Source organism: Shewanella sp. Iso12 (assembly GCF_012030025.1).
GTDB lineage: Bacteria > Pseudomonadota > Gammaproteobacteria > Enterobacterales > Shewanellaceae > Shewanella > Shewanella algae.
In genome coordinates this window covers 139342-164364 of the sequence record NZ_JAAUHW010000013.1, presented here as the reverse complement: position 1 = coordinate 164364, position 25023 = coordinate 139342, and the positions used below count along the sequence as shown (strand labels likewise).

The following is a 25023-nucleotide window of genomic DNA, read 5'->3' as shown; positions in this document are numbered from 1 at the left end:
CTTTGGTTGAACCCGAAGGTTCGACTCAATGAATTCTGTTCGTATGAACACTCTTCATCGAGTTAAATCGTTTTGTCGATTTCTCAATGCCTGTGAGTGTCCACACAGATTGCTTGATAGTTTGTTAAAGAGCAGTACCGCGATGATTCTCATCGGGTCAGGGCTGCGTATTTTACAGAACCCTTTTTCAGCGTCAAGCCCTTTTTTATCTGGTTTCGAGTGGGTGATGATTTTATCTTCACACCGTTGAAACTAAGGCTTGTTACCGCGTTACCAACTTTGAATTTGAACAGATATTTGTTCTCGTTCGCCGTGTCAGTGGGTGCGCATTATAGGGAGCCAAAACTTTTGCGCAAGGGCTTTTTTCAGCATTTTGCGATCTTTTTTAAGGCTCCAGGGTTAGCCACACGTTAAACACTTTTTACCCCCAGAGTTATCCACAATTATGGATTTATGAAGTAAAAAAACGACGTTTTAAAAGCAACAAAAAAGGCAATCCGAAGATTGCCTTTAATGACTTACAGTGTGTTAGCTCAGTTTGCCATGACACTGTTTATATTTTTTACCTGAGCCGCAAGGACAAGGATCGTTGCGTCCAACTTTCTCACCATCACGCACAACTGGAGTATGAGCCGCGACTTCAGCATCTTGTTCGGCTTGATTCAAAGCTTCAGACGTGGCGTGCTGATATTGATGTTGGATCCGCGCTTCTTCTTCACGGCGACGGGCTTCCATTTCATCTACATCCGATTGGGCCTGTACCTGAACCTTGGACAGAATACTGATCACATCGTGCTTGAGTGACTCCAACATCTGCTGGAACAGCTCAAAGGACTCACGCTTATATTCCTGTTTGGGGTTCTTCTGCGCATAACCACGCAGGTGAATACCCTGACGCAGGTGGTCCATGGCAGCCAGGTGCTCTTTCCACAAACCATCCAAGGTTTGCAGCATCACGGCCTTTTCAAACTGACGCAGCACCTCAGGGCCCACCATCTGCTCTTTGGCCTCATAGGCCTTGAGCCAGGATTCGATGATCCGCTCACGCAGGGTCTCTTCGTGCAGGTCTTCTTCTTTGTCCAGCCACTCCTGCAGCGGCAAGTCCAGTACAAATTCCTGCTTGAGTCGCTGCTCGAGGCCGGGAACGTCCCAGAGCTCTTCAACTGACTGTGGTGGAATGTATTGATCGATAACGCCTGTGATCACGTCTTCCTGAATAGTCTTGATGGTATCTTCAATGCTTTCGGCATCCATCAGTTCGTTACGCTGAGCGTAAACCACCTGACGCTGGTCGTTGGCGACATCATCAAATTCCAGCAACTGCTTACGAATATCGAAGTTACGGGCTTCCACTTTGCGCTGGGCATTCTCAATCGCACGAGATACCCAAGGATGTTCGATGGCTTCGCCTTCTTCCATGCCCAACTTCTTCATCATGTTGGCAACGCGATCTGAAGCGAAGATCCGCATCAGGCTGTCTTCCATCGATAGATAGAAACGTGATGAACCCGCATCGCCCTGACGGCCGGAACGACCACGCAGCTGGTTATCGATACGACGGGACTCGTGACGTTCTGTGCCCAGAATGTGCAAACCACCGGCAGCAACCACGGCATCGTGACGCTCTTGCCAGTCGGCACGGATCTTGGCGATCTGCTCCTCGGTTGGGTTTTCCAGTTCCTCAACTTCCGCTTTCCAGCTGCCACCCAAGACGATATCCGTACCACGACCGGCCATGTTGGTGGCTACGGTTACCGCTCCACTACGTCCGGCCTGAGCAACAATTTCAGCTTCTTTTTCGTGGAATTTGGCATTCAGTACCTTGTGAGGGATCTTTTCCCGGTCCAACAGGTTGGACAACAGTTCAGACTGTTCGATGGAAACTGTACCAACCAATACCGGCTGACCACGTTCACGGCACCCTTTGATGTCCTGAATAATGGCGGCGTACTTTTCTTTGGCAGTGAGGTACACCAAGTCAGCCATATCGTTACGGATCATCGGCCGGTTGGTGGGGATGACTACGGTATCCAAACCATAGATATGCTGGAATTCGAAGGCTTCGGTATCGGCAGTACCTGTCATACCGGCCAGTTTTTCATACTGACGGAAGTAGTTTTGGAAGGTGATAGAAGCCAGGGTCTGGTTTTCATTCTGGATCTTCACGCCTTCTTTGGCTTCCACCGCCTGATGCAGACCTTCAGACCAACGGCGCCCCTGCATGGTACGGCCAGTGTGCTCATCGACGATGATCACTTCGCCGTCCTGCACAACGTAGTCAACATCACGTTCAAACAGGGTGTGAGCGCGCAGCGCGGCGTTAACATGGTGCAACAGTGAGATATTGGCGGCCGAGTAAAGCGAATCCCCTTCGGCCAGCAGTCCGGCCTGGATCAACAGGAGTTCAATTTTTTCCTGGCCACGTTCAGTCATGTGAACTTGCTTGGCCTTTTCATCAACACTGAAGTCACCCTCACCGACATAGTCGTCCGAGTCTTCTTTATCCTGGCGGATCAGATTAGGGATCAGTGTGTTGACTTTGATGTAGAGCTCAGAGCTGTCTTCCGCGGCGCCGGAGATGATCAGCGGTGTACGGGCTTCATCAATAAGGATGGAGTCGACTTCGTCTATCAGAGCATAATGCAGTGGACGCTGTACCCGCTCCTGTGGTGAAAACGCCATGTTGTCGCGCAGATAGTCGAAACCAAATTCGTTGTTGGTACCGTAAGTGATATCTGAGTTATAGGCAGCTTTCTTTTCCAGCTGACCAAGACCGGCGACGTTAACCCCAACCGTCATTCCAAGGAATTCAAACAGTGGGCGGTTAGTGTCGGCGTCACGGCGAGCCAGATAGTCGTTCACTGTAATAACGTGAACGCCCTTACCGGTCAGTGCATTGAGATAGGCCGGCAGCGTGGCGGTCAGTGTCTTACCTTCACCGGTGCGCATCTCAGCAATACGGTTGCTGTCCAGCACCATACCACCTATCAACTGCACGTCAAAGTGGCGCATCTCGAACACCCGCTTGGAAGCCTCTCGTACAGTGGCAAAGGCTTCGGCCATGATGTCGTCAAGAGTTTCCCCTTTTTCGAGTCGATCACGGAACTCCTGGGTTTTGGCCTTGAGCTGCTCATTGCTGAGTTGCTCATATTCACCTTCGAGCGCGTTGATCTTGTTGACTATCTTGCCCAGGGCTTTAAGGGTGCGGTCGTTACGACTACCAAATACTTTTGTCAGTAATTTACCTAACATCTGAATCACTTATTCTGTTGTAGGCCAAGCCTCTTGCGAGTCTGGCGGCCAGTTCCAATTAACCTGCTTTGCGGTAGACGTACTTCTTGGGATCTATCTGCTGTCCACCCCGCAACACTTCGTAATGCACATGAGGTCCTGTCGAACGCCCAGTGCTTCCCATGGTGGCAATTTTCTCGCCCTTAGCGACCACATCACCTACAGTTACTGACAAAGCTTTATTATGGCCATAGCGGGTGCGCAATCCGTTACCGTGATCTATCTCCACCAACTCACCATAGCCAAACATATTCCCGGCCCATGTCACTACACCACCACCGGTGGCGATCACATCGGCTCCTTCTGTACCCGCAAAGTCTATGCCTTTATGCACAGTTCTGCGGCCATTGAAAGGATCATTACGTAAACCGTAGGGCGAAGATAACCAACCTTTATTGATTGGCCGCCCTGATATATAACGCTCTTCATCTATATGGAGATTGGAAGCCACTGTTTCAAGCAGTGACAACTGAGCATTATTGCTATCAATTCCTGATGCCAGCCGATCCATATCAGAGATCAGCTGCTCCAGCTCTATGCTGGTACCCAGCTCGCTCAGACCACCCAGACCTACCTCGGCGCCGAAATCGAACTGTTCTTCAAGTTGGTAATTCTGGGCAAGAGTTTGCCCGAGAGCCTCAAGCCGGGTCAGTTTGGCCTGCATTCTGGCGACATGCGCCACCAGAGTTGCCAACTGAGTCTCTGTTGCTTGCTTGAGTTCTTTGACTTGTTTCTGTTGCTGCTCACGAGCCTGACGCTCGTTGTCGACGTTAGCCTGTTGCGACTCAAATCGCTCGGCGTTGTAATGATAGAACCCAGTGCCCGCAGCGAGGAGCAAAATAGGCAACAGCAACCAGCGTTTGCCCGGTTGCCAGCGCGTCACGCCATTCCGACCTTGAATAAAAACTGTTACACTCATAGCCTAATTCAGCCATCTTATTATCGTAATGAAGAAGCTCCCTCAGCACCTCAGCCAATTACTGCATCAGTCGGGACGTTTGCCCGATCTGGCCGAGAAAGCGGAGCTTTTGTTGTATCTGAACCAGCATGTCAAACAACTGCTGTCAGGCCCTGTCAGCGAACAGCTGAAAGTTGCCAATCTGCGCCAAAGTGTGTTGGTTATTGAGACCCCTTCCGCCGCTTGGGCCGCCAGGATTAACTTTCAAAAAACCAAACTTCTTGCCCAACTTCAGGCAGAAACGCTCCCAATGCTTACCGCTATTGAGGTTAAAGTCAACCCGGCACTGGCAACATCGGGGGCAAAACCCCAAGTGGTTCACAGACAGCTGAGTGAAACTGCAGCTTCACATATTAATGCACTGGCCGAACACACCGAGGGCGAGCTGGGCCAGAAACTAAAACGGCTGGCTGCATTAGCCAGCCGTAAAAGGCAGTCCTAGTTTTACGATTAAGCCATCACGACATTGGATGGCATCATAAAGCTGACAGGCACATCCGCTTCTTTTTCGAAGCTGACCAACTCCCAGGCATCCTGCTGGGCAAGCAATGCCCGCACCAGCTGGTTGTTCAGGGCATGCCCCGTCTTGTAGGCACAGAATTCTCCGACTATGGCGTGACCCGCCACATACAGGTCACCAAACGCATCCAGAATCTTGTGCTTAACAAATTCATCCTCATAACGCAGGCCATCGGGGTTGAGGACACGATATTCATCAAGCACAACCGCGTTTTCCATACTGCCGCCCAATGCCAGGTTGTTGGCACGCAGATACTCGATATCACGCATAAAACCAAAGGTTCTGGCACGACTGATATCTTTCACAAAGGCAGAAGAGGAAAAATCCATCACCATATGCTGTTGACTACGGGCGATTTCAGGGTGATTGAAATCGATGGCAAAATCGACTCTGAAACCTTTGAAAGGTCGCAGTTCAGCCCACTTATCACCGTCTTCAACACGCACTGTGCGCTTGATTTTCAGATATTTCTTGGCCGCTGACTGATCTTTGATCCCCGCGCTTTGCAGCAGGAATACAAAAGGGCTGGCACTGCCATCCATGATAGGGATCTCGGGAGCATCCACTTCAATAACGGCATTGTCGATTCCCAAACCCGCAAGTGCAGCAAACAGATGCTCAATCGTTGAGATGCGAACACCTTCATCATTGACCAGAGCCGTACACATAGTCGTTTCACGCACCTGCTCTGCCTTGGCAGCAATCTCCACTGCCGGCTGCATATCGGTGCGCACGAGTACGATCCCTGTATTGACTGGTGCGGGCTTGATAGTCAAAGTCACCTTATTGCCGGAGTGCAAACCGACACCGGTGGTCTTTACCATTTTTTCAACAGTTCTTTGAAAAATCATTTAGTTACCCGTATTCATCTCAACAAAAAGCCCTGCCTTTGACGATAAAATCGACACTCGTCAGGCGCGGCTGGTCGGATATCCTAGCATAAATTGGTAATTTCACAAAAATTTACCTGCCTTTGCTTAACAGAAACAAAGGAGATCACCCAATTTACACCAGCGATAACCGCCAGTATCAGTCGGCTTGCTTACGCAAAAACGCCGGAATATCCAAATAATCAAGCTCGTTTTTGTGCGGGTTGGGCGCAGGCTGTGACGCAGGAACCGCATTGCTCTTGTGAGATACAGGCGTAACAGCTTCTTCCTGAGGCACGTAAGCTTCGACCTTAGGCTCTGGTACAGGTTCCTGACGTGGAGCAGGTTTGGATACCAGCTGAATGTCAGGTTTTCTTTCCGAACCTATGCCGGTAGCAACTACAGTGACTCGCAGCTCATCGCTCATTTCCGGATCTATAACAGCACCAACTACCACTGTCGCGTTGTCAGAAGCGTAAGCCTTGACGTGGTTACCCACAGTCTCGAACTCTTCGATGCTCATATCCATGCCGGCAGTGATATTGACCAGTACGCCGCGGGCGCCTGCCAAGTCGATATCTTCCAGCAGCGGACTGGCAACGGCCGCTTCGGCAGCTTCTTCGGTGCGGTCTTCACCACGAGCCACCCCTGTGCCCATCATGGCGTTACCCATTTCGGACATAACGGTTTTCACGTCGGCGAAGTCGACGTTAATCAGACCGGGACGGGTGATCAGCTCAGCGATACCCTGCACCGCGCCCAAGAGTACGTTGTTGGCGGCAGCGAAGGCATCCAGCAGTGATGTACCACGGCCCAATACCTTGAGCAGCTTCTCGTTGGGGATAGTGATCAGCGAGTCAACATGTTTGGCCAGCTCTCCAATACCCTGATCGGCATAGGCCATACGCTTCTTGCCTTCGAATGGGAAAGGCTTGGTGACCACGGCCACTGTCAATATCCCTTCTTCGCGGGCAATCTGCGCCACCACAGGAGCAGCACCTGTCCCCGTACCACCGCCCATACCGGCAGCGATGAAGATCATATCCGAGCCCTTGATGGCCTCACGGATATTTTCACGATCTTCTTCGGCAGCAGCGCGACCGACTTCCGGGTTGGCACCGGCACCCAGGCCCTTGGTGACATCGCGCCCCAGTTGAATTGTGGTGCCCGCGGCAGACTTACGCAGTGCCTGGGCATCTGTATTGGTGGCAACAAACTCAACACCTTCGATGTTGTGTTTCACCATATGTTCGACGGCATTACCACCGCCACCACCGACGCCGATGACCTTTATCACCGCCTCGTCAGAATGAGTATCCATGATCTCAAACATGGTTGAATTCTCCGTATTACCTGCGTTTACGTAAGTTAAAACTCACCTTTAAACCAGCTCTGAACCCGATTCCAGAGACTGGTCACCCCTTGACGCTCGGGTCGTTCAAACTGACGTTCGATAACCCTGCGCGCGCCGTAATGTAACAGCCCAACACCTGTGGAGTAGATGGGCTGATCCACATATTCATACAAACCTTTCACCGGCAGCGGTGATGCCACCCTGACCGGCATGCCGAACGTGGCTTCGGCAACATCCACCGCCCCTTCGATAGAGGCTGTGCCACCGGTCAACACTATGCCGGCGGCAATTTGATCTTCCAGGCCACTGTCCTTGAGCTCTTTGAATACCAACTCGAACAGTTCCTGATATCTGGGTTCAACCACTTCGGCCAGAGTATGACGCGACATGGTCCTTGATGGCCGGCCACCTACAGACGGCACCTCTATGCTGTCTTCACGGCTCACCATGGAGCTGCGGGCACTGGCATGCTGCACTTTAATCTGCTCGGCATGCGACAGCGGCGTGCGGAAAATTTTGGCGATATCACTGGTTACCTGATTGCCGGCCACCGGCACCACGGCGCAGTGACGCAGAGCGCCATTGGTATACACAGCGATATCTGTGGTGCCACCACCGACATCCACCAGACAGACACCCAGATCTTTTTCATCATTGGTCAGTACCGCATCGGCCGAAGCGATACCGGAAAACACCAGGTCGTCCACCTTGAGGCCACAGCGCTCAACACTCTTGGTGATGTTCTTGGCCATATCATTGGCGCAGGTAACTATATGCACCTTGGCTTCCATCCGCATGCCGGACATGCCGATAGGGCTGCGGATCCCTTCCTGAACATCTATGGCATATTCCTGCGGCAGTACGTGCAAAATGCGGCGCTCGGTGGGGATCTTCACCGAACGGGCCGTGTGAATGACGTTGTCCACGTCTTCCTGGGTCACCTCTTCATCATTGATGGAGACCATGCCGTTTTCGTTCTGACAATCAATATGCTTGCCGGAAATGCTCAAATACACCGAAGACACCTGACAGTCTGCCATCAGCTCGGCCTGATCCAGGGCCCGCTGCACACTGCGCACGATAGAATCGAGGTCGTTGACCCCGCCTTTATCCATGCCGCGTGATGGATGATTACCCAGACCGACGACACTGATTTCGCCATCAGGCAAGACTTCACCTATGATCACAGCGACCTTGGATGTCCCTATGTCCAATCCGACGATCAGATTTCTATCTTGGTTCTTGGTCATTAATTAACGGCTCTCTTCTTGTGCGTCTTCCCAGCCTACTGCCAGACCCGTGTCATAGCGTAGATCCACTCTGGCGACACTCTTTTCCTGTTTAACCAACTCGGGATACACGTTGATAAAACGCTGTATCCGCGCCATCTTGTCCTCTCGTCCCAACTCCAGCATGATGCCGTTGCCCAAAGTCGCCTCCCAGGCATGTCTCGGGCTGAGACTCAATCTATCCAGCTTGAAGCTGTTTATCCGCAGCAGTTCATCCATCTGCCGAAAGGAGATTAATACCTCCTTCGCCATAGGTTCAGGTCCCGCCAGCCAAGGCAGATTTTCCAGCCCGGGTTGCGGTGGCGCCAGGAACACCTCGCCGTGTTCATTGAGCCATTCATCCTGATTCCAGTGCGCCACGGCGACCTGCTCCTGCAGATAAACCTTCAGCTTGGCCGGCCATTCGCGCCGAACCGAGGCCCGGTATACCCAAGGCAGGGCCTCCAGCGCCTGCTGCACCTCGGCCACATCAGCGCTGAAAAAGCTACGCTGCATCAAGTCCTGCAAGGCGCCACGGATTTCCGCATCCGTGGTGTACTGGCGCTCGCCTTTTATCGCCACTGCCTCAATGGGCAAAGCCTCGGCATCATTCAGCACCAGTCCCAGTTTCCAAGCCGCCATGCCGAATGCCGCCAGTACCAACAGCAGAAAGCCAATCCCGCTGCATAGATACCAATTGACTCCGGCTAGCCTTGCCCGGCCATTGTGCAACCTGTCCTTCAGCGCCATGGTCCTGCCCGTTAGCTTGACGGAAAACCGGCCATTATATAGGGCTGGTTTTCTTGGTCAAAAGATACTGTTTTCAAGCCATTAAGCGGCGAAAATCTATTCAGCAATCGTATCTTTCTTATCATCACTAAACCCCAGTTTGCTGCTCGCCAGTTGGCGCGCCAGGGCGCCTATATTGCCGGCGCCTTGGGTCATCAGCAGATCGCCGTCCTTGAGCACATCCGGCAGTATCTCCTGCAACTGCTCCGGCGTAGCGACATAGATAGGGTCGACCTGACCACGCAATCTGATGCTGCGGCACAACGCGCGGCTGTCTGCTCCCGCGATAGGTGCTTCACCGGCGGGATAGACCTCCAGCAGCAATAGGCCATCGACCTGAGACAATACCTCGACAAAGTCCTCGTACAGATCCCGGGTGCGGCTATATCTGTGTGGCTGATAAGCCATCACCAGGCGCTTATTAGGCCAACCGGCACGAGCCGCCTTGATAGTGGCTGCGACTTCGCTGGGATGATGGCCGTAATCATCAACCAGCATCACCTCGCCCTTGGGAGTATCGAAGGCCCCCAGGTGCTGGAAGCGGCGGCCAATTCCCTGGAACTCCGCCAGCGCCTGCACTATGGCGGCATCATCTATATCATCTTCACTGGCCACGGCAATCGCCGCCAAGGCGTTCAGCACATTGTGCCGTCCCGGCAGATTCAGCAGCAGCTCCAAGTCGTCCCGCCCCTTGCGACGCACGGTGAAACGGCATTGATGCCCTTCCTGGCTAAAGTTGAGTGCCTGCACATCAGCCTCATCACTGAAGCCATAGGTCACCATGTGGCGACCAATACGCGGCATGATCTCTTTCACCACAGGATCATCGATACAGAGCACGGCCACGCCGTAGAACGGCAGGTTATGCAGGAAGTCCACAAAGGTGGTTTTCAACTTCTCAAAATCGCCGCCATAAGTATCCATATGGTCGGCTTCAATATTGGTTACCACACTCACCATGGGCTGCAGATGCAGGAAGCTGGCATCACTCTCATCGGCCTCGGCGATAAGGTAACGGCTGTGCCCCAAGCGAGCATTGGTGCCGGCACTATTGAGCAGACCACCTATTACAAAGGTCGGATCCCGCTCGGCCTGACCATAAACACTGGCGATAAGGCTGGTTGTAGTGGTTTTGCCATGGGTGCCGGCAATCGCCACACCATGACGGTAACGCATCAGCTCGGCCAGCATCTCGGCACGGCGCACTATCGGAGTGCGGCTGGCTCTGGCGGCCGCGACTTCCGGGTTATCCGCTTTAATCGCGGTGGAAACCACCACCACATCAACGTTCACCACAGCCTCAGCACTGTGGCCAATAATGATGCGAGCACCCAGAGCCGCCAAACGCTCAGTCACGGCATTTTCAGCAATATCTGAACCACTGACCTGATAACCTTCGTTGACCAGAACCTCGGCAATGCCCCCCATGCCGGCACCACCTATGCCAACAAAGTGAATACGACGCACCCGGCGCATTTCCGGGATCATGGCGCGAAGCTGGGCGTATTTCTCTGCTCTGTTATTCATCTATTTCCTTTCTCTGCCAGTTCGATACAGACTTGGGCGACTTTATCTGTCGCATCCAGCACGGCGGCCGCTCTGGCTCTTTGCCCCATCAGGGCCAATTCATTTCTATCACTGCCAAGCAAGGCCAGCTTATTCGCCAGCCTGGGCACATCGACAATCGGCTGCGGCAACAGGAAGGCCGCGCCCGCATCCACCAACACCTGGGCGTTGCGGGTCTGGTGATCATCCACCGCATGGGGATAAGGCACCAACAGGCTGGGTAGGCCAACGGCCGCCAGCTCGGAAACGGTTAAGGCTCCGGCGCGGCAGATGACCACATCGGCCCAGCGATAAGCGGCTTCCATATCATCGATAAACTCAGCGACTTTGACTCTGCCGTCCTGTCCCAGCTGCTGATATTCAGCTTCCACCGGCACCTGATTACCCTTACCCACCTGATGCCAAACTGTCACTGACTGTGACTTGCTGACCTCGGCAACCACGGCCGGCATAAGGTCGTTGAATACCTTGGCCCCCAGGCTGCCACCGACGACCAGAATTTTCAGCGCATCCTGATGCTGGGCTCTGGGCTGCCCACCCAGAGTGATAAGCTCCTGGCGAATAGGGTTGCCCACCACTTCGGCTTTACCCGGCTCGAAGGTGTTGGCAAAGGCGCACAGCACCTTAGTGGCGATACGGGAAAGCAGCTTATTGGTCATCCCCGGAATGGCGTTTTGCTCATGCAACACCAGCGGAATACCACTGAGCTTGGCGGCAACGCCGCCCGGACCGCTGGCAAAGCCGCCCATGCCCAACACCACATCCGGCCGAAATTCGCGGATGACCCTGCGCGCCTGGATAATCGAGCGCAGCACCTTGAAAGGCGCTGCCAGCTTGCGCACTACTCCGTTGCCGCGCACGCCCTTGATGTCAATAAAATCTATGTCAAAGCCGTGTTGAGGCACCAAGCGTGCCTCCATCCGGTCTGCCGTGCCCAGCCAACGCACCTGCCAGCCCTGCTGTGCCAGGCGTCGGGCCACTGCCAACGCCGGAAAAACGTGACCGCCGGTACCACCGGCCATCACCAAAATACGTTTGTTATTCACATTATTACCTTTCATGACTTCAGCCTCCCCTGCACCGCCTGGATCAGGCTGAGACGCCGCTCATGATCTATCCGGATCAGCATCATGACCGCAGCCGTCATCACCCAGAGACTACTGCCGCCATAGCTGATAAAGGGCAGAGTCAGCCCTTTGGTCGGCAAAATGCCGATACTGGCGCCCACGTTCACCACAGTCTGGAAACAGATCCAGATCCCTATGGCGTAGGCCAGATAACCTTCAAATGCCCGGTCCATGGCCAGACATTGACTGCCGAGACGAATTGCCCGCAGCGCCACAAACAGCAGTACCGCCAGCACAGCGATAATGCCGATAAATCCAAGCTCTTCCCCTATAACGGCGAAGATAAAGTCAGTGTGCGCCTCCGGCAGGTATTCCAGTTTCTGGATACTGTTGCCAAGCCCCTGACCAAACCAGTCACCACGGCCATAGGCCATCAGCGACTGAGTCAACTGGTAACCACTGCCGAACGGATCCTGCCAGGGGTCAAGGAAGGAGGTTACCCGCCGCATCCGGTAGGGCTCCAACAACACCAAAGCCACAAAGGCCATGACCCCAGTCAGGATCAGCGCAAAGAAGTCCAGCAAACGGGCGCCGGCCAAAAACAGCAGTCCCACAGTGCCGACAAATAGCACCACCACGGTTCCCAGATCCGGTTGCATCAGGATCAAGAAGGCATAGACGGCAAAAACCGCAATCGGTTTGTAAAAGCCCTTGGCGTTTTCACGCACTTCCTGATGCCGCCGTACCAGATAACCGGCCATGTAGACCGCAAAAGCAAACTTGGCTATCTCAGCTACCTGAATTCTCACCGGCCCCAGAGACAGCCAGCGGGTCGCCCCGTTTACCGTGGTGCCCACTATCAGCACAGCCACCAACATGACTCCAACCAACAACAGCATCAGCGGACTCAGTTGCTGCCAGCGCTGCATCTCTACCTGCAACACCACTGCGGCTATCACCACGCAACCCACCAGATAAAACAGATGACGGGTCACAAAGTGAAACGGATTACCTGTCAGGCTCTGGGCTTCCGGCATAGAAGCCGACATCACCATCACAAAGCCAAAGGCGATCAACGACAAAACGGCAAGCAGCAAACGCCGGTCATACAGTTGCATGCCCTGCGATTGCTTCTCACCGAACCAGTCAGGCCAGCGCCACTTGAGGCTGGTCCCGAACAGGCTGAGTTGTCGTTCATCACTGCTCATCCAGCGCCTCCACCAGTTGGCGGAAATCATCGCCTCTGGCCATAAAGTTGCTGTACATATCCAGGCTGGCACAGGCCGGTGACAACAAGACTATGTCTCCGGAACTCGCCAGTTCGGCGGCCTTGCTCACGGCTTCTGCCATGGAGCCAACCTTGATGGCACCCTCTTTCAATGCCGCAATCTTGTCACCGTCTCGCCCTAGGGTAATAAGGTGAGTCACTGAGCCGAGCGCATTGGCAAGCGGCCGGAAATCGGCTCCTTTACCATCACCACCGGCAATCAGGATCACATCACCCAGGTAGTCGCTGAGCCCTTCGAGCGCAGCCACGGTAGCGCCCACATTGGTGGCCTTGGAATCGTTGATCCAGGTGGCGCCATTCTTGACCGCCACCAGTTCACATCTGTGCGGCAAGCCTTTGTACTCGCGGGCCACTCTGGCCATGGCTTCCTTATCCACGCCGGCCGCATCGGCCAACGCCATGGCGGCCAGCAGGTTGGCGTGGTTATGGCTGCCGAGCAGTGCCACATCCATCAGATTCATGATTTCACTGCTGCCGTGGAAAATCTTGCCGTCGGTGATCCCCCACTCATCCCCTTCGGGGTTACCCAAACCAAAGCTATTGTTGTTCATGGGTGACATGGGCTGAGTTTGCGGATCATCCCGGTTGAAAATCGCCAGTCGGCTCAGTTCATAGAGCCGCAGTTTGGCCTGGCGATAGGCTTCCAGGTCGCTGTATCTGTCCATGTGGTCTTCAGAAATGTTCAGGCAAGTTGCCGCCAAACACTTGAGACTATGAGTGGTTTCCAACTGGAAACTGGATAGCTCCAGCACATAGTGGCTGACGTTTTCGCCCAAAAGCTCCAACGCCGGTACCCCTATGTTGCCGCCGATGGCGGCTTGCTTGCCACCGGCTTTGAGCATTTCACCGACCAGAGTCGTCACAGTCGACTTGCCATTGGAGCCGGTAATCGCCAGCACACATGGGCCCTTGTCGGCGATGGCGCGGGCAAACAGTTCCACATCGCCGATCACTTCTATGCCCATATCCAACGCCGCCCTTACTTCGGGGGTATCCATGGGGATCCCTGGACTGATGATGATCTGCTCGGCCTGCACCAGACCACGGCAATCGAAACCACCGAAGCAAAACTCCAGATCCGGAAACTCATTTTTCAGCGCCTCAGCACCGGGTGGATTGCGGCGGCTGTCCATCACCATAGGGGCATGCCCCTGAGCCACCAGATAGCGCACCACAGACAAGCCTGTGGCCCCCAATCCCAACACTATGTGCGAACAGCGACTCATCATGACTGTTTACCTCAACTTCAGGGTGGCCAATCCCAGCAGAACCAGGAACAAAGAGATAATCCAGAAACGCACTATCACTCTGGGCTCGGGCCAACCTTTCAATTCATAGTGGTGGTGTATGGGGGCCATACGGAAAATCCGTTGGCCACGCAGCTTATAGGATCCAACCTGAAGGATGACTGACACAGTCTCCATTACGAATACACCGCCCATGATCACCAGCAAGATTTCCTGGCGTACCAGCACAGCCATGGTGCCGAGCGCAGCTCCCAGTGACAACGAGCCCACGTCGCCCATAAACACTTGTGCCGGATAGGTGTTGAACCAAAGGAAACCAAGACCGGCGCCGACTATCGCGGTGCAGACAATCACCAGTTCACCGGCGCCAGGCAGATGCGGAATATGCAGATAGCCGGCAAATTGCGCATGGCCGGAGAGGTAGGCAATAAGCGCAAACGCCGCCGCGACCATAACGGTCGGCATAATCGCCAAGCCATCGAGGCCATCAGTCAGGTTAACCGCATTGCTCGAACCCACTATGGTGAAATAGGCCAGTACCACAAAAAATAGCCCCAGCTGCGGCATCACATCCTTGAAGAAAGGCACCACCAATTGGGTTTCACCCGGCAGGGCCGCGGTGGCGTAGAGATAAAAGGCCACAGCAATTGCCGCCAGCGACTGTAAAATGTACTTCCAACGGGCCACCAGCCCCTTGGGATCCTTACGCACCACCTTGCGGTAATCATCGAGGAAACCTATGAGGCCAAAGCTGCCCAGAACGAATAACATCACCCAGACATAACGGTTACCGAGATCGCCCCACAGCAGGACACTGATAAAGATCCCCGCCAGCACCAGCAATCCACCCATTGTTGGGGTGCCACGCTTACTGAAATGTGACTCAGGGCCATCGTTACGCACCACCTGGCCTATCTGCAAAAGCTGCAAACGTTCAATCAACTTGGGCCCCCACCAGAGCGCGAAGCTGAGGGCGGTTAACAACCCCAGAATAGCTCTGAAGGTCAAATAGGAAAACACGTTAAACCCGGTATAAAACTGGGTTAGATACTCCGCCAGATACACCAGCATCTACACTAACTCCCCACGCCCGAAGGCTGATTTAAGGACCTCGACCACACGCTCCATACGCATGCTGCGTGAACCCTTGACCAATACAGTGACACTCCCTGACAACTGATTGATATATTTGATTAAACTTTCCACCAAACGCCCTTGGGTATCCAGATGTTCCGTACCAAACCCCTGGCTGGTGTTCTGGGTTAATTGACCGCAGCAAAACAGGGCATCTATCCCGGCCTCCCGGGCATACTCACCCAGCTCGCGATGCAAAAGGGGGGCATTGTCGCCTAATTCCCCCAAATCGCCCAGTACCAGAATGCGATTTCCGTGAATTTCGTGAAGCCAGTTGATCGCAGCCTTGACCGAGGCCGGATTGGCGTTATAGCTATCGTCGATCAGCTGCACTCGCCCAAGCTCAGTGGGCAGCATGCGTCCCTTGACCGGCTGCATCTGTTGCAAGCCAGAGATAATGCTTGCCATATCCAGGCCCAGCGCCAGGCAAACCGAAGTTGCCGCCAGGGCATTGGCGACCTGGTGTCGGCCGGCCAGCGGCAGCGCCAGCGAATACTCCTGTTGCTGCCAGCAAAGAGTGCAGCGATAACGCCCCGAGGCATCGGCCTGTAAATCTTTGGCTGTCAACTCGGCTGCTGCGTCAATGCCATAGCTTAACTGACGGTAGCCTAACGCAGCCTGACGCATTACCTCGGCGTATCTGTCATCGGCATTGATAATGGCGCAGCCGTCCGGGGCCAAGTGATTGAAAATCTCGGATTTGGCCGCCGCCACACCGGCCTCTGAGCCAAACCCTTCGAGGTGGGCGCTGGCAACATTGTTCACCAGGGCAACATCCGGGCGCACTATGGCCGAGGTGTAATCAATTTCACCCTTGTGGTTGGCGCCAAGCTCAAATACCGCGTATTCGTGTTCTGGCTCCAGTCGCAAGGCTGTCAGCGGCACGCCTATGTCGTTGTTGAAGTTACCGGCGGTGTAGAGCACCTTGGCATGTTGCGACAATATGGTCGCCAACATCTCCTTGACGCTGGTCTTGCCGTTGGAGCCGGTCAAGGCAACACACTTGAGTGATACCAGGCTGCGTACCATAGCCGCCAGTTGCCCCAGGGCCTGGTGAGGGTCGGCCACCAGCAGCTGCGGCACATCGAGTGCCAACTCGCGGCTGACCAGGAGCGCTGCGGCGCCATTTTTGACCGCCGTTGGCGCAAACTCATGGGCGTCGAAGCGCTCACCCTTGAGGGCGATAAACAAACCTTTGGTGCCTATATCGCGGCTATCTGTGCTGACACTCTCAACCAGCTGCTCTGCGGCAGTCGCTGGAATCAACTTGGCATTCAGCGCCGTGGCTATCTGTTGCAGAGTTAAAGGGATCATGCCTTGCCTCCGCTAAGTTCCAGCGCCAAGGCCCGCTCATCGTAGTGATGACGGCTTCCTGCCACTTCCTGATAGGTTTCATGCCCCTTGCCGGCCAGCAAAATCACATCTCCCGCCTCGGCCTGGGCGCAAACCTGTTTAATGGCTGTCACCCTATCGACACAGGAGAATGCCGCCTCGGGTTGAGTCAGCCCGGCCATGACTTCATCAATGATGGTTTGCGGCTCTTCGCTGCGAGTATTGTCACTGGTGACCATCAAGCGGTCGGCAAAAGCCTCGGCAGCGCGGGCCATCAGCGGCCGCTTGCCCCTGTCACGATCGCCGCCGCAGCCAAAGACACACCAGAGGCGGTTGTCGGTATGCAGCCGCAGCGCCTTGAGCGCTTGCTCCAGCGCATCCGGGGTGTGGGCATAATCCACCACCAGCGAAAAACCTTTTCTCGACGGGAAACACTCCATCCGTCCGGGCACGGGCTTCAGGGCCGGTGACAATGTCAGCAGCTTTTGCAGCGGATACTCCATGGCATAGAGCGCAGTCAGCGCCGCCAACAGATTGGAGAGATTGAATTCGCCCAGCAGCGGGGTCTCCAGCACGCCTTTGCCTTCCGGCCAGTGGATCTCGGCGCGCACCCCCTTGGCGTGATATTGAGGATTAACAGCAACAACTGCCGCTCTGGGATCTTGCTTAATGCTATAGCCGAGCAACTTGGCCTTGGGCAGTTCCTCAAACCAGGCCTGCCCTGTGGCGTCATCCAGGTTAATCACCGCGTGTTTGAGACAGGCAAATCGCATCAGCCTCAATTTGGCGGCGGCATAAGCCTCCATGGTCAGGTGGTAATCCAGATGATCCCGGCTCAGGTTGGTAAACACAGCCACTTCAAAGGGCGCGGCTTCTACCCGCCCCTGCACCAAACCGTGGCTGGACACTTCCATGGCGCAGACGCTGACATCCATCTGCTCAAAAGCCTTGAGCTGGGCCATCACGGCCAAGGCATCACTGGTAGTATTGGTCGCTTGCTGGAGTTCCCCCAGCAAACCGTTCCCCAAAGTGCCCATAACACCGGCCTTTTCGCCGAGCAAAGACACCCACTGGGCGATAAGCTGGCTGACGGAAGTCTTGCCATTGGTGCCGGTAATCCCCACCAGGCGAGGCTTGACCGCGTGAATGCCATAGAACTGGGCCGCCAGCGCCGATAGCTGCCGACTCAGTTGAAAAAAGTAGATGGTTAAGCCTTGCTCCCGCTCCACCTTGCCGTGGGCATCCGGATCGTCCGTATGCAGCAAGGCAGCCGCGGCTCCCCTGTTGAAGGCGGCGGCAACATACTCCCGACCATCGGCCTGATGTCCGGGAACGGCCACGAAAAGGCCACCTTCAACCACTTTCCGGCTGTCTAGACAGGGCTCGGCCACCGCCTCCGCGCCGGAATAATGAAACCAGGGAGCCAGCAGATCCCGCAATAACATCATTCTGCTCTCCTAGGTACCTGAGCCAGTTGCACGCGAGTATCATCACTCACAGGCTCCACATTCAACATCTGCAACGCGCCGGACATCACCTTGCCAAACACAGGTGCCGCCACCACGCCGCCGTAATATCTGTCCCCTTTGGGCTCGTTGATCACCACGACCATGGCGAGCCTGGGGTTATTGGCCGGTGCGACACCGGCAAACAGGGCGACATAATCATCGCCATAGCCACCGGCTATCGCCTTACGACTGGTGCCCGACTTACCGGCGACCGGATAGCCTTCAATGTGCGCCCGGGTACCTGTGCCGCCCTTCTCGGTCACGCCCACCAGCATGTTGATCACATCGCGGGCCACGTCCGGGGCTATTACCCGGGTGCCTTCCGGCGGTTGCTTCAATTTAAGAATCGATACCGGGTAAAGCATGCCGCCGCTGCCCAGAGTGGCGTACATACGCGCCAATTGCAGCGGGGTAGCGGTCAGGCCATAGCCGAAGGACAGAGTCGCCCGTTCAAAGTCGGACCATCTGTGTCTGTCCTGCACCAAACCGGCACTCTCGCCGGTCAGGTTGATCCCTGAATAGTTGCCGAGCCCCATGGACTGATAGGTGCCCAGCAGCTGTTGCACCGGCATTTCCAGTGCCAACTTACTGATCCCCACGTTACTGGACTTGATCAAAATCTTCGCCAGCGACATATCACCATAGTTGCGAGCATCCCGCACCTGCCGACCACCGATACGCATCCAACCGGGTGATGTCGGGATCAGCTCATCGCTCTTGACGATTCCGGCTTCCAGCGCAGCCACCACCACAAAGGGTTTCACCGTCGAACCCGGCTCGAAGGTGTCTGTCAGGGCGCGGTTACGCATCCTGTGGCTCTGCAGGTTTTCCCGCGAGTTGGGGTTATAGGAGGGGGTGTTGACCATCGCCAGCACTTCACCCGTGTGCACATCCAGCACCACCACAGAACCGGATGTTGCCTGGTTCATTTCGGTGGCACGCTTGAGCTCACGGTAAGCCAACTGCTGAATACGCTGATCTATGCTGAGCACCAGATCATTGGGGCTCTCGCCCTCCTGGATGATATCCAGCCGCTCAACCACCCGGCCGTCACGGGACTTGCGCACCTTCTGTTTGGAGGGAGTGCCGGTCAGCCAGCTATTGTAAGTGTTTTCAATGCCTTCGATGCCGACATCATCGATATTGGTGATCCCGACCAACTGAGCGCTGATCTCACCGGCCGGATAGTAACGGCGTGATTCAGACTTGAGGTAAATACCGGGTAGCTTCAACTGCTCGATATAGTGCGCTACCGCCGGGGTAACCTGGCGCTTGAGGTAGGTAAAGCGTTTCTTGGGGTTGGACTGCACCCTTGCCAACAGGTCATCCAGCGGCTCGTGCAATACATCGGCCAGCGCCCGCCAACGGCGCATATCATTGAAGCCATCCTTGTCGTGAACCACCTTGGGGTCCGCGTAGACGGCACGGACAGGCACGCTGACGGCCAGCATCTCGCCGTTGCGGTCAGTAATAAGCCCCCTTTGCACCTCGTTGGAGGTGGTTCGCAGAGTGCGCATATCACTCTCATGACGCAGTTTTTCCGGTTCTATCACCTGGATGTAGGCGGCACGTCCAACAAGCGAGACAAACAACAGGCAAACAAAAGCCACCACCACCTGCAGTCGCCAGTGGATCAGTTGGGGCTTTTGAATCCTTTTAGCCTGTTTTCTCATGGGAGTCTCACTACCACCTCTTCATTGGGTAAGGGCCTTATCATGTCCAATTCCTTGGTCGCAATCCGGGTTATCCGGCTGTGCTCTGCCTGCGACTGTTCTTCCAGCAACAGGTTGCGCCACTCAATGTCCAGGCGATCCCTTTCCTGTAACAGCTTGTCCAACTCACTGGTTTGGGTACGGCTGATGTGGCTGGTATATACCACGGCAACCGCATTACCCAGCACCAGCATGCCCAGCAAGAGGATCCATTTGTGCTGCCAAAGATCCTGCAGCACTATGCGCGCCAGATTGAGTTGCGACTTACTCACCGTCAACCTCAGTAAGGCAAACGCTCGGCAATTCTGAGTACAGAACTGCGGGCCCGGGCATTAACGGCAATCTCTTCATCCGACGGTTTCATCGCCTTGCCTATGGGCAACAGCTGCCGCGAGCGATTGAGCTCGGCCTCGGTCACCGGCAAACCGTAGGGCACTTCCTCGCCTTTGCTATGACGGCGGATAAAACGCTTCACCATGCGATCTTCCAGAGAATGGAAGCTGATGATCGACAGCCGCCCCTTGGGCGCCAGTACTTGCAGTGCTCCTTCCAGTGCTTGATCTATCTGATCCAGCTCGCTGTTGATATAGATGCGAATCGCCTGAAACACTCGAGTTGCCGGATGCTTGTTGCGCTCTTTGTGTTTGGTGATCCTTTCGATCAAGCCGGCCAAATCTTTGGTGCGCAAAAACGGCTTCTCATCACGGTCGGCGGCGATACAACGGGCGATATGGCGGGCGTTTTTCTCTTCACCATAGGTCTTGAATACCCAGGCCATATCTTCGACTTCGGCCCTGGCGAGCCACTGAGCCGCCGTTTCGCCCTGGCTGTTATCCATCCGCATATCCAGTGGGCCGTCACGCAGAAAACTAAAGCCTCGTTCGGCATCGTCCAGTTGCGGTGATGACACACCGAGATCCAGTAAGACACCGTCTATCTTGCCCACCAGCCCAAGTTGCTCAACATAGTCGGCCAACTGGCCAAAACCGCCATGGACTATGGTGAAACGCGGATCATCGGCAAACTGTTTGGCAGCTTCAATGGCCGCCGGGTCTCTATCGATGGCAATCAGCCGCCCCTGTTCACCCAGGCGGGAAAGGATCTGACGTGAGTGTCCGCCTCGACCGAAAGTGCCGTCGATATAGATGCCATCTGGGCGGATATTGAGCCCGTCTACCGTTTCTTGAAGCAGGACAGACAGGTGGGCAAAGTTTTGGCTCATCACTCTCTTCTTTAATCTGGTCTCACTCATCAGAGTGAGAAATCAGCCAGCCGCTCACTGGCGGTCAATCCCTGGCTCTTAATCATCTCCAGGCTGTCGGCCAGCTGCTGCTGCCAGACCTGCTCATCCCAGAGTTCGAATTTGTTCAACTGCCCAACCAACATGGTCTTCTTTTCCAAAGAGGCGTATTGCCTGAGCGGCGGAGTCAGCAAAACCCGGCCGTTGGCATCCAATTCACATTCTTGGGCATAGCCCAACATCAGGCGCTTCATCGCCCGCTCCTGTGGTTGAAAATCAGACAGACCGAGCAGCTTGTCGGCGACTTTGTTCCATTCGTTTATCGGATAGATCAACAGGCAGGGAGATTGGATATCCACAGTGATTACCAGCTTGCCTTGATGATCGGCATGCAGAGGCTCGCGGTATCGCGTTGGCATAGCGATCCGCCCCTTGGCATCCAGATTCAAAGCACTTGCGCCGGAAAACACTTGGTTTCATCCTTGCTCAGTTAATAGATCCACAAATATCCACAAATTCCCACAGATGCTAAGTTTAGGGATAGTCAACAAGGATTGTCAAGCAATGCAAACTCGAATAAAGCCAGTCACCAAGCGGGTTAGCAGCGTGTCACAACATTTTTTGAACAGCCGAATTCCAAGTGGCAAAAAGTGGTGCTACCGCCCCTGGCAGTGGAAAATTTCAACACTGATAGGGGAGATTTTCACAGTGAAAAGAAACGATTGTGGGGAAGTTTCCCGGATCCTGGCATTCAGGAGTGCGATCCAGTGCAAACTTCTGTGGCGGCAAAACTCGGCCGGGATAAACCACTATGCCAACCTTACAGCTGTATCTGAGGGTTAAATGTTAAATCATGGTTAACTAAAATTTCTTGCCCTTATCAGAACGACAGGCTTTTCCTATATAGCGTTCAGAGCCTGAGTCAAAGATTTCAGCACTGTTTTGATACAGCCGGAACCCTAAAGGATAAATTCAGTCTAATTTTTAGGCGAAACAGGCCGATAAAGGATACAGAATAGGCTAACAGTTAAAGCATCTAACCGGCGCAAAAGCCGCCGGCACGGGGAAATCTAATGGGATTGGACAGCATTTACGCCATGTTGGCGCGCCCGGTCAAGGCGGTATTTCAGCCCAAACGCGAAGTGGAGCAGGTCAAGACCAGCTCCGCCATAGCGCCCGACAGCCACGAAGCCCCGCAATCGCAACTGCCTCCCGAAATAGACAAGCGTGAAAAAGTCGCTGATCGCCGCAAAGAGCAGAAAGGCTTTGCCCGCGAGCGGCGTAAACATAACCGCCGCCAGGAAGATGAAGAAAGGGATGACTCCAGGGCGCAAGAAGAAGGCAAGGGTCAGATAATAGATATCGATGTCTGACCCTGCCGGTGAATGTCATTGAATCAAGGCTTCACAGCTGCGCCGCCACCCGCTGACGTATCTCGGCCAAATTGGTTTCGCGAAGTAGTTTGCCATCCTCATAAACGGTTTGCAGCAGCCCCTGGGCTTCTTCAGTCACCGAAACATCGTCTCTCAGCACCAGCTCCCCGTCTTGCATTACCACTTGCAGTAGCCCCTTGGCGGAACGCTTTTGGCTATCAGTCTTGGGTGCCTTGAAAATCGCCAGCGGCTCGCCGTCTTTTATCACGTGGGTCGCCTTGACTGCCGAGCCATGGGTATCTCGGGTGACATATTGATAGCTGTATGAGCCAATCCCCAGCACGACTTTGGAAGCAAAACCTTTATCCATCAAACGCTGCAGTATTTGTCGTTGGCGCTCGAGCGTGATGGCATCGCCATAAATGGCACCCACATGGTTATCCAATAGCTTGTAACCCTTGTCAGTCAAGGTGCCGCCAAAAATGTCCCACAGGCACTCGATAAGCCCCTTCACCTCGCAGGCCATCAGGGTTTGGCGCTGCAGACCGATAAACTCACCATGCCAACTTATCGCCTCATAACCGTTATCGGCTGCCTTTTGCAATGCTTCATCCAGACCACATTCGCGGATAAGTGATTCAGGCGCCAGCTTATAACCGCTGAGAATGGTCACAGGATCGCCGGAGTCGGGACGGATCACCAGGGTGCCGTCACGCTCGAGGATCTCCTGCTTGAGTTCAGGTAAGTATTGAGTCACCAGAGTCCAGAAATCCCAGGTATCAGACACCACACTAAGGATCCCCTTGGGAGACTGGGTCTGCATCAGATAACGGAAGAAGGCGATCTCCCCTTCGAGGATCCAGGAACAGGTCACCGAGTGCTCGGTGGCATCCACTGAGGCGCCGACCAACTCCTTATCGACATCGGCACCATAGTACTTCTCGGCAAACAGCACCGCCGGAATGGTGTCGGTTCCAACAAAACCGCTGGCCAAATGGCCAAAACCACTCATGGCAGCGGCCTGCTTACCGAACATGCCGCGAAAACTGAAGTCATGCCCCTGAAACGCTACCATCTCGGCGGGCAGGCCTGTCTTATCGGCGAACTCTTTAAAGGTACGCAGGTAAGCAACGGCCGTGGTGGCACTGGTTTGTATCGGCCAGTTTTCACAACTGAGCACGGTTTCTATCATGTTGGTCAACCAGGGGAAATCCGGATGGGTGTTGACTATGGTCAACGGCGGCACCAGATAAGGCACCAGAGTCCCCTCTTCCAGCGCCTTGATCCTCAGCGGTAAATACCCAAGGTCGTGGAGTTTTTCCAGATAAGAGACATCGACGCTGTACCCCAGCATGGCACTGAGTATGCGCTTATGGGCGGCCACGGCCTGCGCCTTGGGCTGACGAAAGAAGCTGTCCCACTCCTCCATCAAATAGCTCTTGATAAAATACTGCAGTCCAATAAAGGCGACTTTGTCATTGTCCATTATGTTGGCATTGCGACCGCTGCGGGAAGTGAAGTTGGCATACACCTCGGTCACCTGAGGATGATAGGCGCGACCATGAAACTCTTTGTAGACATCCTTCTGCATTGAGGGGGCGATGATACTCATAATAAACTCCTTTTATTCAAACAGTTTCAAGGTGTGCAGCTCGACAATTTGCGACTCAAACGGATGCAATGGGCACACAGAATCTGTGGTGAACACGGCATCAATCAAACCTTCCAGCGGTTCGATTCCGCGGGAAAACAGGCCATGGGTCACATAGAGTCCCACTCGGGCGGCGCCTTTTTGTTTCAAAAGCCGCGCCAGCTCGATAAAGGTTCTGCCACCGTCACAAATATCATCCAGGATCAGCAGACTGCGGCCAGCGACATCGGCGTCCAACTCGGATGCCAATATGGCGCCCGTCGCCGGATCCCGGCGTTTACTGGCCTGAAACACTTCGGCCTCAATCCCGGCGGCACTCAGCGCATCGGCAACCTTGGCTATCTTGTGGCTGGCGCCCTTGTCCGGCGCAAGCAGTGCCGCCTGGTGGGTTTGCAGCCACTGCTTCAGCTGCGCAAACTGACAAACCAGCTGCGCCTGATGTACCTGCTCGGCCTCCAGCAGTTGCTCACTGACCACCGAGTGCAGATCCCAGCAGCGGATCTGGCTGAAGCCGGCATTTCGCAGCAACCCCGCCATCACGGCGGCGGAAAAGGCCTCACCGGCGACGCAAACCCTGTCTTGGCGGGCATAGGGGAAATAGGGAAGTTGCAGTGAAACCTGAATGCCGGGGGCGGCGCGGTCCAAAGCATCTTTGATCAGCAGCAGCTGCATGATGGCATCACTGCTCTGCAACCTGGCGTAGATAATCGCGCTCTGTACCTGTTGTCCATCAAAACCCGCCAGACGCACATGCTGCTCACCACCGGCAAACTGCCATTGCTCAACAGTCAAAGCCTGTCGGGTTGCATCTTTGTTTACTAGCTCAATACTGATATCCATATCGCTCACCATTAAG

General features: G+C 54.6%; 21 protein-coding genes. 2 read left to right on the top strand and 19 right to left on the bottom strand.

Features of this window, described 5'->3' with window-relative positions; genetic code table 11:
* Positions 1–528 precede the first annotated feature (528 nt).
* Both secA and HCX89_RS18930 read right to left on the bottom strand, forming a co-directional pair.
* On the bottom strand, positions 529–3252 hold the full coding sequence (secA, locus tag HCX89_RS18935; RefSeq protein WP_167717033.1) for a preprotein translocase subunit SecA: 2724 nt from the start codon (positions 3250–3252) through the stop codon (positions 529–531).
* Positions 3253–3310: 58 nt separating this feature from the next.
* Positions 3311–4210 carry a M23 family metallopeptidase gene (locus HCX89_RS18930; RefSeq protein ID WP_144218873.1) on the bottom strand — a complete coding sequence of 300 codons (900 nt, stop codon included), beginning with the start codon at positions 4208–4210 and terminating at the stop codon, positions 3311–3313.
* Positions 4211–4238: 28 nt separating this feature from the next.
* Here HCX89_RS18930 and HCX89_RS18925 point away from each other — a divergent pair, with 28 nt between their 5' ends.
* Positions 4239–4691 carry a DUF721 domain-containing protein gene (locus HCX89_RS18925; protein WP_025010897.1) on the top strand — a complete coding sequence of 151 codons (453 nt, stop codon included), beginning with the start codon at positions 4239–4241 and terminating at the stop codon, positions 4689–4691.
* Positions 4692–4699: 8 nt separating this feature from the next.
* Here HCX89_RS18925 and lpxC read toward each other — a convergent pair whose 3' ends face one another.
* From lpxC to mraZ, 15 genes are all read right to left on the bottom strand, one after another.
* A complete protein-coding gene (lpxC, locus tag HCX89_RS18920; protein WP_025010896.1) occupies positions 4700–5620 on the bottom strand; it encodes a UDP-3-O-acyl-N-acetylglucosamine deacetylase in 921 nt (306 codons plus the stop codon).
* Between the two features lie 178 nt (positions 5621–5798).
* A complete protein-coding gene (gene ftsZ / locus HCX89_RS18915) occupies positions 5799–6971 on the bottom strand; it encodes a cell division protein FtsZ (RefSeq protein WP_167717032.1) in 1173 nt (390 codons plus the stop codon).
* A 35-nt stretch (positions 6972–7006) separates the two neighbouring features.
* The gene (ftsA, locus tag HCX89_RS18910) at positions 7007–8242 is read right to left on the bottom strand and encodes a cell division protein FtsA (protein ID WP_025010894.1); all 1236 of its coding nucleotides are present in this window, start codon (positions 8240–8242) and stop codon (positions 7007–7009) included.
* Between the two features lie 3 nt (positions 8243–8245).
* Entirely contained in the window at positions 8246–9010 is a 765-nt protein-coding gene (locus HCX89_RS18905) for a cell division protein FtsQ/DivIB (RefSeq protein ID WP_144191296.1), read from the bottom strand.
* Between the two features lie 96 nt (positions 9011–9106).
* Positions 9107–10576: a UDP-N-acetylmuramate--L-alanine ligase gene (gene murC, locus HCX89_RS18900; protein ID WP_101058280.1), complete on the bottom strand. Its 1470-nt coding sequence runs from the start codon at positions 10574–10576 to the stop codon at positions 9107–9109.
* A complete protein-coding gene (gene murG, locus HCX89_RS18895; protein WP_107006119.1) occupies positions 10573–11676 on the bottom strand; it encodes an undecaprenyldiphospho-muramoylpentapeptide beta-N-acetylglucosaminyltransferase in 1104 nt (367 codons plus the stop codon). The genes murC and murG overlap by 4 nt, the downstream gene beginning before the upstream one ends.
* Entirely contained in the window at positions 11673–12890 is a 1218-nt protein-coding gene (gene ftsW, locus HCX89_RS18890; RefSeq protein WP_107006120.1) for a cell division protein FtsW, read from the bottom strand. Before ftsW ends, murG begins: the two co-directional genes overlap by 4 nt.
* Positions 12880–14199: a UDP-N-acetylmuramoyl-L-alanine--D-glutamate ligase gene (gene murD, locus HCX89_RS18885; protein ID WP_025010891.1), complete on the bottom strand. Its 1320-nt coding sequence runs from the start codon at positions 14197–14199 to the stop codon at positions 12880–12882. The genes ftsW and murD overlap by 11 nt, the downstream gene beginning before the upstream one ends.
* Before the next feature lie 6 nt (positions 14200–14205).
* The gene (gene mraY, locus HCX89_RS18880; RefSeq protein WP_071237737.1) at positions 14206–15288 is read right to left on the bottom strand and encodes a phospho-N-acetylmuramoyl-pentapeptide-transferase; all 1083 of its coding nucleotides are present in this window, start codon (positions 15286–15288) and stop codon (positions 14206–14208) included.
* Positions 15289–16665, bottom strand: coding sequence for a UDP-N-acetylmuramoyl-tripeptide--D-alanyl-D-alanine ligase (gene murF, locus HCX89_RS18875; protein ID WP_107006121.1), 1377 nt, complete (start codon positions 16663–16665; stop codon positions 15289–15291).
* Positions 16662–18131, bottom strand: coding sequence for a UDP-N-acetylmuramoyl-L-alanyl-D-glutamate--2,6-diaminopimelate ligase (gene murE / locus HCX89_RS18870; protein WP_167717030.1), 1470 nt, complete (start codon positions 18129–18131; stop codon positions 16662–16664). Before murE ends, murF begins: the two co-directional genes overlap by 4 nt.
* Entirely contained in the window at positions 18128–19864 is a 1737-nt protein-coding gene (locus HCX89_RS18865) for a penicillin-binding transpeptidase domain-containing protein (protein WP_025010888.1), read from the bottom strand. Before HCX89_RS18865 ends, murE begins: the two co-directional genes overlap by 4 nt.
* Positions 19861–20175 carry a cell division protein FtsL gene (gene ftsL / locus HCX89_RS18860; RefSeq protein WP_025010887.1) on the bottom strand — a complete coding sequence of 105 codons (315 nt, stop codon included), beginning with the start codon at positions 20173–20175 and terminating at the stop codon, positions 19861–19863. Before ftsL ends, HCX89_RS18865 begins: the two co-directional genes overlap by 4 nt.
* Before the next feature lie 8 nt (positions 20176–20183).
* Entirely contained in the window at positions 20184–21125 is a 942-nt protein-coding gene (rsmH, locus tag HCX89_RS18855; protein ID WP_025010886.1) for a 16S rRNA (cytosine(1402)-N(4))-methyltransferase RsmH, read from the bottom strand.
* Between the two features lie 29 nt (positions 21126–21154).
* Positions 21155–21613: a division/cell wall cluster transcriptional repressor MraZ gene (gene mraZ, locus HCX89_RS18850; RefSeq protein WP_025010885.1), complete on the bottom strand. Its 459-nt coding sequence runs from the start codon at positions 21611–21613 to the stop codon at positions 21155–21157.
* Positions 21614–22216: 603 nt separating this feature from the next.
* On the opposite strand from mraZ, the gene HCX89_RS18845 reads away from it, so the two are divergent.
* A complete protein-coding gene (locus tag HCX89_RS18845; RefSeq protein WP_101058284.1) occupies positions 22217–22516 on the top strand; it encodes a hypothetical protein in 300 nt (99 codons plus the stop codon).
* A gap of 31 nt (positions 22517–22547) precedes the next feature.
* Here HCX89_RS18845 and HCX89_RS18840 read toward each other — a convergent pair whose 3' ends face one another.
* Positions 22548–24128 carry a nicotinate phosphoribosyltransferase gene (locus HCX89_RS18840; protein WP_167717028.1) on the bottom strand — a complete coding sequence of 527 codons (1581 nt, stop codon included), beginning with the start codon at positions 24126–24128 and terminating at the stop codon, positions 22548–22550.
* 12 nt (positions 24129–24140) lie between these two features.
* The gene (prs, locus tag HCX89_RS18835; RefSeq protein ID WP_167717026.1) at positions 24141–25007 is read right to left on the bottom strand and encodes a ribose-phosphate diphosphokinase; all 867 of its coding nucleotides are present in this window, start codon (positions 25005–25007) and stop codon (positions 24141–24143) included.
* Positions 25008–25023: the final 16 nt, after the last annotated feature.